We start from the raw sequence: 16,698 nt of genomic DNA on the forward strand, positions 1-16,698 counted from the left end.
TCTACGAACCCCACCAGAACGTGTACGGCATCGACAGCTTCGACTACTGGGTCGCAGACGAAAACGGCATGCTCTCTCAAGCAACTGTCACAGTCGACATCTTCAGCTTATAATCAAACCCCCCAACACCTAAAAAATCAAAGGTTGGGGGGATTCTTTTGTTCTTTGCTACACGCGAATGGTACAAGAATCATTTTTTAAAGCGTGACCAGGCCGACCAAAAACCGGATCGTCCAATCACCTGAATCTACATGCCCCGATCCATGGCGCGACTGGGATTCTGTAAATAAAAATCAATGCGAAAACAACAAACCTGAGGCGAACGAATACGGTAGTTCACTTTTCGTTCGTGATCCGCATGAATTCGGAATATTCAGATGCAAAGTTCTCTTTGAATTCCTGGATAATCTGAGGGTTCGTCAGAATTTTCTCAAATTCAGCATTATCCAGCATCGCTTCGTAGCGTGCTGTCAGCTTTCCGATCGAAACTTCGCTTTCCTGAAAAGAACTGCCGCCGCCATACCCTGACATTTTCGCCGTTGGGTCTCGGTCCTCGGCATCAATCTCCATGTCCGCCAGCAGCCTCCTCCGGTATTCCGGGTTGCGAACGAAGTCGTTGAAGAACAATATTTTAGTGTCTGGGTCTGATTTTGCTTTTTTTAGCGTATCCAAATAAAGCTGTTCCTGCCCGACACCGTCCACTTTGGTTTGAGTGAAACCGCTCTTGAGGCGGCTGGCAAATAAATTTGCAGGATCTCTTACAATAACAAGCGAAATCTTCTTCTTCGTTCCACCATAAAAAAAAGGGCGATTCTGATCGCTCGTGAACGCGTCATAAGAGATATCTTCGTATGACCGTATCAGCAGCCCGACGTCACCGGCACCAAGCGATTTACGTCGACCTTTTCTGAAAATGTCATGCTGATCTGCTGATAAGGGTTCTGGATACCATATGCGATGCCGATACCCGTTATCGCCGGGCGCAAGATTGTTAAGATGAACGACCACTCCAGGAGATTGGGTACCAATCATTTCGAGCCAGTGAATAACGGCGTGATTGCCCGACCGGCGCATACCCAAAACGCAAATTTCTACGCTATTCACCGGAGTCGCCGCAAACCGCTTGCCCTTTTCTCTATAATATAAATCTTCAACTTTACGGGCGACATCACTTCTGAAACCGCGGAAAATAATCTTTTGTGGGTTTGAAATCAAAAGCCTGAGAAACTCCCCCGGTTTCATTGTGCCTGAACCGTTTTCAGATGGTTCAGGCGCTTATCGAACTCGATATCAAAAGCGTGTCTGGACGCAAATTCCAGTGCGTTTGCGGATTTCAATGTTACTTCGTAGCGATTTTGCGAGAGTTTCGCAATCCGGTCTGCAAGTGCTTCCCAATTGCCAAGCGGAACGGTCCATCCGGCATCAGACTCGCGCACCAGATTTTGCAACATCCTATTATCGTAGCCAACAACCGAAACGCCACAGCCCATACTTTCGAGATACGTACAGGACGGGTCAGACTGCCTGTGACAGCTCAGAAAGATGTCCGCGTTCTTTCTTACGTATGGAACAAGCTCTGTTTCAAAATCCACAGGTTCATGCAGGTTAACACGGTCCGTCAGGTTGAGTTTTCCTATCGCTTCGGCGATCTCGGAAAAAAGACTGCCGGTACCAAAAACATCAAGGCGAAAGTCGACCTTCTTTTTCGCAAGGGAATTTGCGATCGGAATAAGATCCTGCGCGCCTTTCATCGCCTCTAATCGCCCCGAGTTGACAAGACGTAGAGGAGTGTTTTTTTCTTTGACTCGCCGGTCTGACATCTCAGCTTTCGTCGCCATCATGTCCGGTTTGAGCCGGTTATCGAGATACATCACCGGATTTCGACAAAGTCTGCCATAGCTGATTTCAGCCGGATATCCGTTAGCCTGCAAACCGTCAGCCTGCCTGAAAGCTGTTTTGCGGCGCTGTTCTTGCCGCAGTGTCCAAAACATCGCGGACAGTTTCCCGACAAAGCTGGTATTCTTATTAAGTGAAATGATCTGAAAACGGGTCTTAAGGTCATATTCGATGATATAGACAACCTTGGTTTGCAGATCTTTGCAGATTTTCCACATATCAAGGTAGAGATGATTGTCGCCTGAACAAAGGATGACATCAAATTCTGCCAATTTTGCTTTGTCTATCGGTGCATTCTGATCGAGAAGGATCGGGTCAAAGGACAGTTCCGAGCGCTCAAAAACCCTGCCAAACGCGAATTGATTTTCCTGGGTGCGCAACATGCCGGTCACTTGGCCATCCCAGCCCGACGCATAATAATTCACGCCTTCGCAGAATTTAATATCGAGGTATGGTTTTCCACCCACAATGGTTGCCGGTGCCGATGAGATTACCAAAAGCTTACTCAAAACGCATTCCTTGTTTTCACTTTTTCTGGCCTTCCCAGCATTCAGCGTAGTGCTCAAGCATAAAATGATTCCGGTCTTGGTGACCACAAGAAGAATATGCCAGACTTATGCCAATCTGATAGCTTTATGTCATGCCCCTCGACAGTGCGGGCCAAAAGGAACTGATCAACGTTTTTGATTGGCAACAGTCGCCACCGTGACCCTCGTGACCCGTTTGAAGGAACAGTTGGTCATTCCACTTGAATAGATCATTGTAAACTGTTCATGATATGCATGTTTGGAGCCAGAGCGCTGCTAACTGTAATACAGAACGCATCAAAGCCCAAAATGAGTTAGCAAGTAGACCAGTACCCATGACCTCGCTTCCCAATACAATTCTGATCGGCGCCGCGAAGGCCGGTACGACGAGCCTTTGCAAGGATCTGGACTTTCATCCCGATGTCTATCTCTATCCGTCAAAGGAAACGCGGTTTTTCTCTGCTGGCTATGACAAGGGTCTGGATTACTACCGCTCCCTTTTTCATCCCAAAGGGCAGAAAGTCATCATGGAGGCTTCTCCGGATTATTCAACTGGCCTGCGCGCGCCGCGTGTTGCCGACCGCATCCATGCTGACCTGCCGAACGCACGCCTGATTTACATGGTACGCGAGCCGCTTGCGCGAATGGAATCCGAATATGTGCAAGAGCTGGCCAATGGACATACGCGGATCGACTTTGCCGAAGCGGTCTCAGCCTGGAAATTGCTGAATGGTAGCCTCTATGATGAAACCTACGAGATTTTCACCAAACACTTCCGGGAAGACCAGATTCACGTGGTATTTTTTGAAGACTACGTATCTGACAAAGTGGCCGTGATGCGCGATCTATGTGAATTTCTGGGAATAGAAGAGGCCACCGAAGCATCTCTTGAACGCAAGGCGGCCAATAGTCGTTCTGAAAAGATTGTTGATCCCAGACTGCTCAAGAAACTGCGGCGCTTCCGGTTTTTTGAGAAGTATAAACATCTTGTGCCCCATCGTGTAAAACTGGCGTTGAAAAGGAGTGTCTCGAAGTCTGTCAATGGCCGCGTGCAATGGACCCCGGCATTAAGAGAAAAAATTGAAATGCGCGTTCGTCCGGACGCTGCGAAATTTTTGAAACGATTTGGAAAGCCGGCAGATTTCTGGAAGGTCGCCAAGCACTAGAAACCAGTCAGAGCATAAAGTGCGGCGCCCTACCGCAATTCCAGTCGGCTGTTCAATATACCAGCCCTAGAGCCAACAAGCTCTGGAGCCGTGGTCATAGGAACTTCAGTGCTGGCAAACCGCAAACCTAATTTGGTCAATCCGGGCGTTTAGCCGTTTGCAGCCATATCACGGAAAGTCTCGCTTTCGCTTATCAGCTCGTCGTAAGTACCCGCCGCCTTCAAACTGCCGTGCTCCAAGAGGAATATTTGATCGCAATTTCGGATCGTGCTGAGACGATGCGCGATCATGATCACCGTTTTCGTATTGCGGATACGTTGTACGGCATCCATCACGGCGCGCTCTGTCAAATTGTCCAATGCCGAGGTCGCCTCGTCCAGGATCAGGAGCGACGGATCACGGTATAGGGCTCGTGCAATACCAATCCGTTGGCGTTGCCCACCTGACAAACGCACGCCACGCTCCCCGACAATCGTGTCGTATTGATACGGCATTTCATTCATCACGAAGTCATGCAAGGCCGCGGTGCGGGCCGCGCGCTCAACCGCTTCCATATCGATCGCCTCAGCAGGAACACCGAAGGCAATGTTCTGCGCGACAGTCGAATCTGTCAGATAAATACTTTGCGGTACATAGCCGATCGAACGGCGCCAAAGGTGCATGTTATCTGCGGTAAGCTTTTGTCCGTCTACAAGAATGTCACCGGAATCTACCGGCAAAAGACCCAAGATAACATCAACCACGGTGGTCTTTCCTGCACCCGTCCCACCCACAATGCCAATGGTATTGAGGGCCGGAATTTTCAGCGTCAGGTTCTTGACGGCGGGCCGGTTGCTCGACTCGTACTTGAAGCTGATTTCATCAAGCATAAGCTCGTCGGTCAGCGGTATGTTCGTATCGTGCGGGGTTTCACCAGGTCGGCTTGACACATGCACCACTGCCTCGGTGTATTCCTTGTGGATGTGGTCCAAGATCGGTTTGTTGGAGCGGATCATCGCAAAAGCGGCATAGACCTGCTGCATCGCGGGAAGCAAACGCATCGTCGATATGCCAAATACCCCAAGCGTCGGCACCGCCGCAGCAAGGTTGCCATCATTGCGCACCAGAAGGATAAGAATCGCACCGAACAGAACCGCGTATGTAAGGCCCTCCAAGGCAAAGCGCGGTGCCTGATTCATAATCTGGGAAAGCGCCGCAGCCCGAGCAAAGGAGCGGGCCGGGTCGCGAAAGCGATCGACATAAGGCTGCTCAAGCGACATAAGTTTGACTTCCTTGAAGCCACCGGTCGCTTCATTGGTCAACCGGAACCGACCCTGGTTTGCTTCAAGTTGCGTCCGGCCAACGACAAGAAGCTTTTTGCGAAGCCAGACATAGATTCCGATATAGGCGCCGCCCAGCAAGGACGCAGCCAAAACCGCAACCACGATGTCAACAAATACGAGAAAACCGATCACCATGGTGGCCAGAATGAGATTTGCAACCATCCGTGCGCCCGAACCGATTACCCCGTTGACGATCATGTGCACTTCGTTGAGCACGCTTTTGGTGACGTCTGCGCTGTTTTTCTCGAGAAACCAGGCATATGGCTGGTGCAGATAGGCCTCGAGCAGTCGGCTGGAAATGGAGTAGCCCCGCATCGTGGCAAATCGAATAGTCGCATAAGACCCTGCTGCCTTGATCAACAGGCTAAACGCCATGACCAGCAATACGGCGACAGAAAGCCCGGCCTGAAAACCGAAATTGGTTTGAAACCCAAAAGTTTCATATCCCCATTTCAAATAGCTGTTGTCGAATATCTGTTGTGGATCTGACAGGACGCGCAAAAGAACAAGAAACAGCGATATGCCAAACACCTCGGCAATCGCCACCAGCACCATCATCAACACAAGCCCGAAGAACATGCTCCGTTCATGCGGGATGAAGAGATCCATAACTTTTCTGTAAGTTTCGATCATATCAGCCGCCCCTCGAAGGGCCGTTGGTTACGCGCGCGATGTGGCCATGATTTGGCAAGTTCGTGACCTGGATAGTACACTTACGAAATTCGAGCATGCCGTCCAATCTCTCTTGCTGAATACTCTAATATCCATGCGAGTCATCAATGGCAACGCGAAAGGATTTCACTAGAATCCGAAGATGAATTGAGTACTGTTTGTCAACTCTACGCATATTCACGGATCGTGACGTACGAATGACAGACAGACAAACCAGAGAAGCGGCGATTTCCGCGAACAACCCGGATTGGACACGGGAAACCCCGCGCAGACTTTGGGATCCCTCGCGCCGCTTGCTGCGCAGCTTGCGAAAGTACCAAAATGCCAAGCAGAAAAAGGGCGTGCTGGCACGCATTCTCTGCAAGTTATTCGCGATGCGTCACCGGTTATGGTCCGTCGTGACCCAAGCAGAATTGCCCCTCAATTGCCAGGTCGAGGGTGGATTGAAGATCCCTCATCCCAATGGCGTGGTGATTCATCCAAGCACGGTCATCGGCCCCAACTGCATCATTTTCCAACAGGTTACGCTTGGCACTTCTGGTACTGGGCCGGGTGCACCGGTGCTTGGCGGAGGTGTGGACATTGGTGCAGGTGCAAAAGTTCTCGGGCCGGTAACCATTGGGGATCACGCAATCGTCGGGGCGAACGCGGTTGTAACTCAAGACATACCGGAGGGAGCGGTCGTCGGAGGCGTCCCAGCGCGCATCATAGGGTCTCGCTGGTAGAGTTGTACGATCGTGCAAAGCGCCATTTCTTTGTGGGTTTTCGACGCACAGCCCAACGACAATCGACACCCGACCTGTTGCCGAATTACATAATGTCGGGTACCTGTCCAAAGAAACAAAGCACATCCGGCAAATAAGAGATTGAACCAGATCAGTGAACGATGTGTTCTTGACTTCAGGCTGTGACAGGGTGCGGCTCCAATTGTATTACTCTTTCGTCACTGAGCAGGAAATGTTGGAACAATGAAGCCCAGAAAAGTCTTTTGTCTCGGATTTCAGAAAACGGGCACCTCATCTTTGGGAAAAGCGCTTGAAAAGCTTGGCTATTCTGTCGCCGGATACTATCCGTTTCGGGACTTTGCAGAGAAAAACGACGTAACCTGGGAAGAAATCACAATCCGCGCGTGCGAGATCGCAAAGGAGTATGATGCCGCACAAGATACACCTTGGCCGCTGCTCTATCGTGAACTTGATACTGCCTTCCCAAATTCGCGATTTGTTCACATAACACGGGATTCCGACGCCTGGATCAACAGTGCGGTCAAGGATTTCGGGCGACATCCCAATGCAATCCATAACTTGATTTATGGCTGCGCCTACCCCGGGGGAAACGAGAAAACCTGGATAGATCGTTATTCGCGGCACAATGCGGAGATGAAAGAGTATTTCGCGGATCGTCCCGATGATTTCATTTCGCTCGATCTCAACAAGGGTGAGGTTAACTGGGAAAACCTTTGCCGCTTCCTTGACGAGCCCGACCCGGGCATCCCATGGCCACATGCAAACCCACATGGGTTGAAGCAACGCAGGCAGAAATACTACAAGATAATGAAAATGCTGGGGCTGAGATCGTGACCGTTCTCGAGACGCAGCGTTCGTTTGCTGTGCCATCTTGCCCTGTAAGATTTGCATAACGCGAGGTCTCAGATGAGCGATAGATGCCGCTTGAAAATTTACGGTGAGCGGAATACCGGGACCAACTACCTTGAGGACCTTGCAAGAATGAACCTTGAAACAACGATTATCTCAGGGCGTGCACCGGATCGTCATATACAGATCTATATCTCACGCCTGATCAAACTGGTTTCTCAGCAACGTGGGATGGCCTATCGTCGCGCCTGGCGCGACAAATATCTTTCCGAAGCCTTTGACCGCCACCTTGGTTGGAAACATATGAACCCCTCGGTTGAAAGACTCGGGCCAGAGCGGCTGGCTTCGGTTCGCTTTCTGATAGTCGTGAAGAATCCTTACGCGTGGCTGCTGTCATTGTTTCGCAGACCATACAACATCGGCGGCAAGGATGACACGTTAGAGGCTTTTCTCGACCGAAAGATGCCGATCATGCCTGCTATGGAAAACATCGGTACGGATCAGGTCGGACCTGTAGAAGTATGGAACCGGAAGATGGCGGGTTATTTTACCCTGATGGATGCCGCTACCCGTGCCAAAATCGTAAAATATGAGGATTTCCTGCAGGATGAAGAAGGCATGCTGCGAAGCATTGCAACCGATCTGGAAATCGGACAACGCCCAGATTTTGTTTCTATAGAACGTGGGGCCAAGGGCGATGCTGATGTCAGCCGCCAATATTACATCGACTACTACATGCAGCAAAAATGGCGTGAAAAACTAAATCCAACGCTTGTTCAAACGATCAATGCGCAACTTGACCATGATCTGGTAACCCGACTAGGCTACGAAGTTATTTCGCCAGACGAGTTTTAACGGACTGCCAGAACCCCTAAGCATGGCTATTCCCAAGATCATCCACCAGTTTTTTGCCATTGGTTGGGATGCTGTCCCTGATGAAGCTAAGGAAGAAATTCGCGCGTTGCGTCAACGGAATCCTGACTGGGACTACCGGTTTTATGACGCCGAGGCGGCGGAAAAATTCATTTCAGACCATTTTGGCGCGCAATATCTGGAAATCTATCACAGCATAGATCCAGCTTACGCCGCGGCTCGGGCAGATCTGTTCAGATACTTGGCTTGTTACAAGGTAGGCGGCTTGTACCTCGATATAAAATCCACCGTGCGAAAGCCGCTGGATACGATGATCGGCACGGATGATCAGTACGTGCTAAGCCAGTGGAGCAGTGCCCGCAACGAAACAGCCAGGCAGACCGCTCACCCGGAACTTGCAGGCATCACACGCGGAGAATACTTGCAGTGGTTTGTTGCCTGTCGCGCGGGACATCCATTTCTGTCAGCGGTGATAGACGCTGTTTTGCGAAATATCGAAAACTATCAGGCACTACGCGACGGTATCGGTCGCATGGGTGTCTTGCGATTGACCGGGCCCATCGCTTACACGCTTGCGATCAACCCTATCCTCAACCAGCATCCTCATGTCTTCCGTGACTATCAGGATGATCTGGGGTTCGTTTATTCGGTCTACGGGGACATAAGCACACACAGAACGAAACTCGGATCACATTACACCACCCAAACGCGCCCGGTTGTCACAACCAACTTTCTGGCGACAGCTGTCTGTATGATCTGGTTCGGGCAGGTACACCGGGCGCGCAAGTGGGTTTCCTGGAAATTTCTGGGTTTGAGAAACCGCATCCGTGCGTTGCGTACCTTCTTCAACCGCCCATGAAAACGACGCGCCACCGTTGTTTCGCTGACGTGTAGTCTGACGTTCAGCGTTTGGTAGCAGCTGGTTTCCACCCAATGGCGTTTAAACTAAGGTATTTTCTTGCGCTTGGACCTTTTCGTACGAACAGGATTTGTGCGTTTATTTGACTGTTACATACTCAACGACTTGCTTCGGAACTAAAGCAGTTTGCTCCTAGTTTCGGAAAGCTTTGTCATAGAAATCAGCAATTGGTCCGGTCAGATACGCCAAGGGAGAGCGCGCACCTGTCTTGATAAAACAGTTTACCGGCGTCCCCGGTAACGGGATTTGGCCCTTTAGTTTTGAAATCTCGGCGCTTTCAGGGGTGATTTCGACCGAGTGATAGCCAAGTGCGGCGGCCCCGTTACGCTCCTTGTCAGTCGACAGGTTTCGTACCACTGCATCCAGCTCCACAACCTCGCGCTGACCAAAAAGCGAAAACTGCAATGTCGCTTTCTGCCCCTCATAAACTGCATCGATAAGCGTAGCGTCGACTCGAGCAGACACGACCAATGGCTGATCCTCGGGAAACACATACATCAGAGGTTTTCCCGCGCGCACTGCCGACTGCACGCCAGAGACCTTAAGGCCATAAATGATCCCATCGATCGGAGCCCTAATTTCCAGGTTCGAGATGGAATCGCGTAGCTGGAACTGGCGGTCGAACAGTTTGACCTCCTGATTTTGTAATTCGCGAAGACGCTTTACTGCATTTTCCCGCCGCTGTGTCATCAGTTTGAGCAAGGCGATTTCTTTGTTCGTAATCGAGCCACGCAGCTTGGCAGACTCGGCTTCGATCCGTCCAATGCGGCTTTTTAATTCGGCTTGGTCTTTCTTCAGTTCGCTGATTCGCGAATCCTGATCCGGGTCGTGATCAACAGCTTGCTGTGCCGAAACCATCTCAACCTTGCTCAGCGCCGATTGCTCGCGCAGCGCATCAAGTTGCTTCTTCAATCCTGCGATCCTGTCCTTGATTTGCTGATTTTGTTGCCGGATCAGTCTGATCTCTTGGTCAAGTGACGCTTTCCGCGATGAAAACAGTAAGCGTTCCGCTTCGAGAAGTTTGTCAACGTTAGGCATTTTTTCTCGTCTGATCAGATCAGGCTCGAAGTTGACTTCGTCAGCGTCATCTCGCTCAGCTTGCAGGCGTGACATTCGCGCGGAAAGCTCACTTAACTGCACCTCGATCAGGCTCAATTCGTTCCTGGCACGCCGCCCGTCCAACTGGATCAGGACATCGCCCTTTTCGACACGGTCACCGTCCTGAACCGACACGAAGCCGGTACCACCTTCTGGGTGCTGGATCGCAAGACGGTTAGTTTCCGCACTAACCTGCCCCGGCACGATCATTGCACCAGAAATCTGCGCTTGAACGGACCAAAGGCCCAGCCCGCCGGCCAACACGATCAGGGCCAGAATTCCCGCGGTCATAGGCAAGACCCCTTTCCACTTGGGGTCCGTATCATGATGCTCGACACTCACGTCGTCACCTTGTCAGACTTTGCATTCGTCCTGTCTGGTGGTTGCGAATTGGTTATGGTTTTTTCCATTATCTCGTCGCGCGGTCCCAAGGCGACGACGACACCTTTATCCATGACAAGCAGCAAATCACATTCAACTACCGCAGCAGGTCGATGCGTGGTGATGATCACGGACTTCCCGCTCTCTTTGAAATTCTTGACCGTTTCGTTCAACGCGTCCGAACCATCAGCATCCAGCATCGAATTTGGCTCGTCGAGTATTAGAAGAACCGGATCGCCATACAGCGCCCTCGCCAGCGCGATCCGTTGACGTTCCCCCCCGGAAAGCTGGGATTCATTACCATCCAGAAATGTGTCATAGCCATTCGGCAGGTGCATGATAATCTCATGCGCATTTGCCTTTTTTGCAGCCTCAACCACGCCATCAGAGTCGGGATCGATCGACATGCGTCTAATATTCTCCGCGATGGTCCCGGGGAATAAGCTGACGGTCTGTGGCAAATACCCGATATGTCGGCCCAGTTGCATCGGGTCATATTGACCCAACGAAGCACCACCAAGACGAACCTCTCCCGCGGCCACGGGCCAATAGCCCGAAAGTACCCGGGCCAGGCTGGATTTGCCCGAGCCACTTTTGCCAATGATGCCAAGTGCATGCCCTGGTTCCAGTGTGAAAGAAACAGATCTGGCAGTCGGTTTTTCCGCACCAGGCGGCATGATCGTGACACCGCTTGCCCGCAACAAAGGCTCAGGCGCAGGCAAACCTGTACGCGCGTTGGGAATGGGAACCATCGACAGGAATCGCTCTAGCGCTTTCCATCCGGCACGTGCCCTTTGCAAAACCGGCCAATGTCCCATCGCCTGCTCAACCGGTGCCAAAGCGCGGCCCAACAGGATCGACGCCGCAATCATCGACCCGGCCGTCAGTTCGCCCTGCAGCACAAAATATGCGCCCATTCCCAAAATTGCAGATTGCAGGAACAGCCGGAATGCTTTGGTGAATGACGTGAAAACTCCTGTCCAGTCATTTGCGTTGATGGTCTGCCCAAGGGCCATATTCCGCAGTCGCTTGTAGCGGACCAGAAGATTGTTTCGCATCCCCTGGCTTGTGACCACCTCGCTGGCATCATGGGCCTGTTCAGCAAAGGCATGGGTCCGCTGCGTCGCAATGTGCGACATTCGCACCTGTTTGGTGGTCAGCGCTTGGTTCAGCAATGCCAGAACCACGATGATCCCGCCTCCCAGAAGCGAGATCCAGCCCAACACCGGATGGAACACAAAGATCGCCGCGATAAAAACAGGTGTCCACGGCATGTCCATGATCGCTGTCAGAACCGGGGAAACAAAAAAGTTCTGCAATGCATCCAGATCACGCAATACTGCCGCGCATGCCGGTCGTTCATGCGGGTTGATCGAGCGCTGTAATGTCGCCCTGAATACACGCGCATCCAGCGCAGTTTGGAAGCGTGCTCCGATCCGGGCCATCAATCTGCCGCGCGCGTAATCCAGCACAGCCATCAGTGCGTAAAGCATGGTCACCAGCAAGGACAGCGCAACCAGCGTTTCCACCGACTTCGAAGCCAGCACCCGGTCATATATCTGCAACATGTAGAGTGGACCGGTCAGCATCAGCAGGTTGGCAAAGATTGAAAACGCGAAGGCCCAAAGGAACAAACCCCGTCCCTTGCGGCGGGCCGCCTGCAGCTCAGGCAGCCCCGTTTTTTCATCAGTAGCCATGCTTGCCCCGAAGCCTGAAAACTCTCCGATTGTCAGACGAGAATAATGGATGGTGTGCAAATAGAAACAGTTTACTGACGGTGGCGCCATTTTGCGCCGTTTCGGTCCGGTGCCACTGGAAAGTTCTAGTTTGTCGAAACGTCAGTTCCGGTTCCCGCTGCACATTTCGACGAATCGGCAGACGCATCGGGGTGATTGATGAAACTGCTACACTTACCTCATTGCCAGACGTTGGCTCATATATGGAGCGCCAAAGCCATTTCCAAAGCATGCAGATCAACCTCGAATGATTGCAACGAGTATTCTACGAAGGGTTTAGACAGATCATATGCCGGTTCGACATGTTCGGGCTTGATCTTGCCGCGTACGCCTGCCCAGGCGCAGCCAACCTGATGCGCCATGACACGAAAATTATCGGTCATGTGGCCACAGGGAAACAGCTCGATCAACCCGCGGAGGCGGGAGGCATCGGAACGATACAGCATCGGGGCCAGACCCGCACCGTGTATCGCCACGATATGTTCCGCCTGTTCGAACAGTTTGAACTGGTCCGCGACGCTCAGATCTTCGGGATAGATCTTGGTGTATCCACGCGCGTTCAGGAACGCTTCGACCGCATCCTCGTTTTCCAGATTTCGCGTAGCGCGCCGCGACAGGAAGGCGCGATTTGGCAAATCGACTGAGATCCCGTCACGTATCCCCGCTGCATCAAGGGTTTCGGTCACGAAAGGCAGATGCGCCCATTCCGCACGGATCGACCGGCAGCGTATCCAACGGCTCGTTTCCAGCATCACGGCATCGCCGCTGACCGGCGCATCCGTGCACAATGTTTCCAAACCAAAAAATGCAGCCGCACGGCGGATGTATCCTGGCGTCTTTTGTGGAAGAACAAGAAGGGTTTCGGATGCGGACAATCCCAATTCATGGGCAGCCACAAAGTAGATCGGTAGGTGATCATTCAGAAAATGCGCCCAGTTCTGTGGCACTTTCAGCCTGAAATCCAAGAAAACCTTGTCACTGATCGTTTCCGTTTCCGGCTTGGGGCGCAACATCTTAAGGCCTTGCCGCAATCCCTTTTGGGGTTTGGGCGTTTCTGGATGTTGGGTCACTCCCATTTTATAAGCGAACCAGAATTCACCACCGCCGACTTGCTTGGGTGGAAGATGAATAACTTCACATTCCGGCACCATTCGATCGACAAAATACGAGCGGGCCGAAATCAGAATATCCGCAGGACAATTGAATGGCTCAAAGGAAAGCGTCACCGGTGATTGCTTCATACCGATTTCATCCTTTTCGCGGCTGACGTATGTGAAGCGGTCGTTTCGACTCGTCACTTTCTTGTCGCCGCGCTGTGACGGGGTAGCTCTTGGGGGCGTCTTCGCTACTGCATTCTTCTACACGGGTCGCGCGAAGGTTCCTTTGTTTCACCGTGACTTCGGCGGTCTGATATCGCCCCATGAGGGCACCGGCCACCAGCCATATGATGGGTGAAATACTTGCATTCGGGATCAGGTTGATCAGCGCACCGGCCATGACCAGACATAGGCCCGCGGTTGCCGGTGTCAGGTTCAAGCGGTCGCGATTGAATGCCAGGAAGATTGTCGAAATGCCAAGCAAGCCAAATTGAGCTATATAGCCTAGCCAGCCATAAACACCGACGACAATGACCCAGTAACCGTCGGTGATGCTAACATCCTGGCCCTTTTCGTTTCGCACACGATTCCGACCCCAACTACCCCATCCCGCAAGCGGTTTCTTGTTCGCTCGCGCTAGCAACAAGTCTTCATTCTCGAACCTGGTTTCAAGAGAACCTGCTCGGTTCGGATCAATCTTTGCCACCGTGCTGTAGATACGGTCAGTTGGCACCAGATCCGCACCGCGCAGCATCGGGAACAGCAGGACCGTAATGGAAATTGCGGCCGCCATCAGCAACTGCAAACGGACGCTGAAAAAGAAAATTGTCGGCAGCAGCAAGGCAACGACGACAAAGGCCGTCGCTGTTTTGCACAAAATCACGATCAAACAAAGCCACAGGCCCGCCATCAACCAACGCGAGGATTCAGCCTTGCCCAGTTTTTCGCGCCAAAGCGACATGGCGGCAATGGAAGCCATTGCAAAAAGGATGGCGACCCAGATGCCGTGGTAAAGGAACAAAACAGGCCGAAACCCCCCATATCGTACCTGGTGCCTGAACGATCCGGTGCTGAAACCGTAGATCTGTTTGTTCAGCTGCGGGCTCATGCGCACTTCCCACAGCGCAAGAAGCGAATATGCCAATGCTGCCAGAACGAAGACCGTCAGCAACACGACATGACTTTCGTTGGTCGCCAGAAAACGTCTTGCAAGAAAAAAGGGCAAAACCGAAACGAGCAGATCAAGATCCAGCGAAAGACCATCATAAAGCCGCATTCCGGATTTGAAGGTATCGCCAATTTTGATGGAATCGCCGTTGGTCAATGTCGTGATAATCGGTGAGGCAAACAAGAGGATAATCAACGACCAATAGAGTATCCTGCCACGTCGCACCTTAAATTCACGCGGGGTGTTGTCCGGACCCTGCCGTTTGACCTGTCGCCCGGCAGGAACTCTTACAGGCGCCGCCTGACGCGCCGAAAGGGTTAGCCAATAGCACATGATGGCCGCGAAAAGGCTGGGCACCAGTTGCTTGCTCCAGCCCGGCAACATCGGCAGGTCAAAAGCGGTAAAAAGCGGCAGCAGCATGTAGCCTGCGATGATTGACCAGGCAAGCGCTTCGTCAAGCGGCCGCTTTCGAAACAGGGCGATAACGACCAGCGGCCACAGATAAAGGGCAAGATATGCTAAATTCGAAGGCATGAATTCACTGCTCGATATTGTCTGCGGAATGTCTCAGCCAGTCCAAGGCGTATCCCTCGCGGCATTCATACGGCTTTTAGCAGTTTTAATAAACCGTGGTTTAGTGCCGTAACACCAAAACATAAACAGGTCGAAAACAGTGCTGGTCGGGAGGCTGTCATTGTTTCGCCAAACGTCACCAACAGAGCGTTTTTCCCGTTAAAGCGGTCTTGTTTGCGCGACCTGCCCATCGTTTTTCCACCTGTTCCGATGTATTCGCCCCGAAGCGAGGTTTCGAATAGCGGCAATGGTGCCACAACTCACGCTATTCTTACAAATCACCGATAGTTGGTGACGCGCAAGTTTCTGGCGCGCGATTGTCGCAAAAACGCGACATCTTGGAAAACTTGCTGAGTAAAACCAATCCCATTGAACCGGATGTTACGTTTTCGATTTGCCCCGACCTGGCGTTTAAGCTTATCTGTAAACGGCGAATTTCACGGCCTTTCGGACACAAGCGGGAACTAGCAACTTGAAGATCACATTCATCGGCCCGCCCCCAAATCTTTCCGGAGGAAATCGTGTGATCGCGATATATGCCGATCTGCTGACCGACATGGGGCACGACGTTACCGTCGTCGCACAGACCCACAAGAAACCTGGAAAGCTCGTGTCCTTGAAACGCTTCCTGAAAGGTCGAAAGCCCAAACCGCGCCCAACAATCAGCCATTTTGATTCCATGAAAGCCAGCCTGCACCTTGTCGAAGATGGCCGGGACATCACCGATTCCGATGTGCCGGATGCTGATGTGGTGATTGCAACTTTCTGGACGACAGCCGATGCGGTTGCAAATCTTTCCGAGCGCAAGGGCCGGAAGTTCTATTTCGTGCAGCATCACGAAGTGAACAACAAGCTCTTTGCCGACTTAGCCGCCGCAACCTATCGGCTGCCCCTCAGAAAGATCGTCGTTTCAGGCTGGATTCGCGATGTCATGCTTGAGCTTTACGGCGATGACGACGTGCAGATCGCGCCCAATGCGGTCGATCATCGGCAGTTCCGGTTTACACCTCGCGAAAAAAAAACGACCCCGACCGTGAGCCTCATGTATTCGGGCAAACGCTTCAAGGGATTGGACACAAGTTTGAAGGCAATCGAACTGACGCAAAAGCAGCTGCCCGATCTGCGGGTTCTGGCATTCGGTACCGTCAAACCGCTCGAAGATCTGCCGTTGCCGGAATACGTGAGCTACGTTCAATCTCCACCGCAGGATGATATTCCAAGGCTTTACTCTGACAGCGATCTATACCTGTTCGGCAGCCGGTCCGAGGGTTTCGGGCTTCCGGTGCTAGAGGCGATGGCCTGCGGTTGCCCGGTGGTAGCGGCGCGCACGGGATGTGCGCCGGATTTCATCGAAGAGGGGCAGACAGGCTACGTCGTCGATATCGATGATGCCGAGGCGCTTGCGGATGCCATGATCAAGGTGCTGAACGCCGACGCAGAAGGCTGGAAGAACATGTCGCGTAACGCGTCAAAAGCCGTCGAAAATCTCTCGTGGAAAAAAAGCGCCGAGACATTTGCCAGCTGCCTTGAAGCCCCACAATAGCTGACACCGGATCTGGTGCTAGCGGAAATTCGGAAGGTTTATTTCAGAAAGACAGCCAGCCGGTCACTGCAGGTGCTGGTCGAAATAATCCCCGAGCTTTTCGTAGTCTTTCGCATAGACCAGCTTCAGTTT

13 protein-coding genes are annotated in these 16,698 nt (G+C 52.1%); 6 read left to right on the forward strand and 7 right to left on the reverse strand.

The window, feature by feature from the left end:
• Positions 1–336: 336 nt before the first annotated feature.
• Both Q1B27_RS24175 and Q1B27_RS24180 read right to left on the reverse strand, forming a co-directional pair.
• Positions 337–1,242, reverse strand: a complete 906-nt coding sequence (locus Q1B27_RS24175) for a hypothetical protein (RefSeq protein ID WP_299852650.1) — start codon at positions 1,240–1,242, stop codon at positions 337–339.
• The gene (locus Q1B27_RS24180; protein WP_299852653.1) at positions 1,239–2,462 is read right to left on the reverse strand and encodes a glycosyltransferase; all 1,224 of its coding nucleotides are present in this window, start codon (positions 2,460–2,462) and stop codon (positions 1,239–1,241) included. The genes Q1B27_RS24175 and Q1B27_RS24180 overlap by 4 nt, the downstream gene beginning before the upstream one ends.
• Positions 2,463–2,674: 212 nt before the next feature.
• Between Q1B27_RS24180 and Q1B27_RS24185 the strand changes: the two genes are divergently transcribed.
• Complete coding sequence (locus tag Q1B27_RS24185; protein ID WP_299852655.1) at positions 2,675–3,589, forward strand: sulfotransferase; 915 nt, start codon at positions 2,675–2,677, stop codon at positions 3,587–3,589.
• A gap of 149 nt (positions 3,590–3,738) precedes the next feature.
• On the opposite strand, the gene Q1B27_RS24190 is transcribed toward Q1B27_RS24185, so the two are convergent.
• On the reverse strand, positions 3,739–5,457 hold the full coding sequence (locus tag Q1B27_RS24190) for an ABC transporter ATP-binding protein (RefSeq protein ID WP_299852658.1): 1,719 nt from the start codon (positions 5,455–5,457) through the stop codon (positions 3,739–3,741).
• Between the two features lie 323 nt (positions 5,458–5,780).
• Here Q1B27_RS24190 and Q1B27_RS24195 point away from each other — a divergent pair, with 323 nt between their 5' ends.
• The 4 genes from Q1B27_RS24195 to Q1B27_RS24210 all read left to right on the forward strand — a co-directional run bounded on the left by Q1B27_RS24195 (position 5,781) and on the right by Q1B27_RS24210 (position 8,910).
• On the forward strand, positions 5,781–6,308 hold the full coding sequence (locus Q1B27_RS24195; RefSeq protein WP_299852661.1) for a serine O-acetyltransferase: 528 nt from the start codon (positions 5,781–5,783) through the stop codon (positions 6,306–6,308).
• Between the two features lie 243 nt (positions 6,309–6,551).
• Complete coding sequence (locus Q1B27_RS24200) at positions 6,552–7,163, forward strand: sulfotransferase family protein (protein ID WP_299852664.1); 612 nt, start codon at positions 6,552–6,554, stop codon at positions 7,161–7,163.
• A 147-nt stretch (positions 7,164–7,310) separates the two neighbouring features.
• Positions 7,311–8,033: a hypothetical protein gene (locus Q1B27_RS24205; protein ID WP_299852667.1), complete on the forward strand. Its 723-nt coding sequence runs from the start codon at positions 7,311–7,313 to the stop codon at positions 8,031–8,033.
• A 22-nt stretch (positions 8,034–8,055) separates the two neighbouring features.
• Positions 8,056–8,910: a glycosyltransferase family 32 protein gene (locus Q1B27_RS24210; RefSeq protein WP_299852670.1), complete on the forward strand. Its 855-nt coding sequence runs from the start codon at positions 8,056–8,058 to the stop codon at positions 8,908–8,910.
• 192 nt (positions 8,911–9,102) lie between these two features.
• Here Q1B27_RS24210 and Q1B27_RS24215 read toward each other — a convergent pair whose 3' ends face one another.
• From Q1B27_RS24215 to Q1B27_RS24230, 4 genes are all read right to left on the reverse strand, one after another.
• On the reverse strand, positions 9,103–10,359 hold the full coding sequence (locus Q1B27_RS24215) for an HlyD family type I secretion periplasmic adaptor subunit (RefSeq protein ID WP_299852672.1): 1,257 nt from the start codon (positions 10,357–10,359) through the stop codon (positions 9,103–9,105).
• A gap of 47 nt (positions 10,360–10,406) precedes the next feature.
• Entirely contained in the window at positions 10,407–12,146 is a 1,740-nt protein-coding gene (locus Q1B27_RS24220; RefSeq protein WP_299852675.1) for a type I secretion system permease/ATPase, read from the reverse strand.
• A 236-nt stretch (positions 12,147–12,382) separates the two neighbouring features.
• Positions 12,383–13,426: a glycosyltransferase family 61 protein gene (locus Q1B27_RS24225; RefSeq protein WP_299852678.1), complete on the reverse strand. Its 1,044-nt coding sequence runs from the start codon at positions 13,424–13,426 to the stop codon at positions 12,383–12,385.
• Positions 13,427–13,433: 7 nt separating this feature from the next.
• Positions 13,434–14,984: a hypothetical protein gene (locus tag Q1B27_RS24230; RefSeq protein WP_299852681.1), complete on the reverse strand. Its 1,551-nt coding sequence runs from the start codon at positions 14,982–14,984 to the stop codon at positions 13,434–13,436.
• 511 nt (positions 14,985–15,495) lie between these two features.
• Between Q1B27_RS24230 and Q1B27_RS24235 the strand changes: the two genes are divergently transcribed.
• Complete coding sequence (locus Q1B27_RS24235) at positions 15,496–16,566, forward strand: glycosyltransferase family 4 protein (RefSeq protein ID WP_299852684.1); 1,071 nt, start codon at positions 15,496–15,498, stop codon at positions 16,564–16,566.
• Positions 16,567–16,698 lie beyond the last annotated feature (132 nt).

The organism is uncultured Roseovarius sp. (assembly GCF_947489715.1).
Classification (GTDB): domain Bacteria; phylum Pseudomonadota; class Alphaproteobacteria; order Rhodobacterales; family Rhodobacteraceae; genus Roseovarius.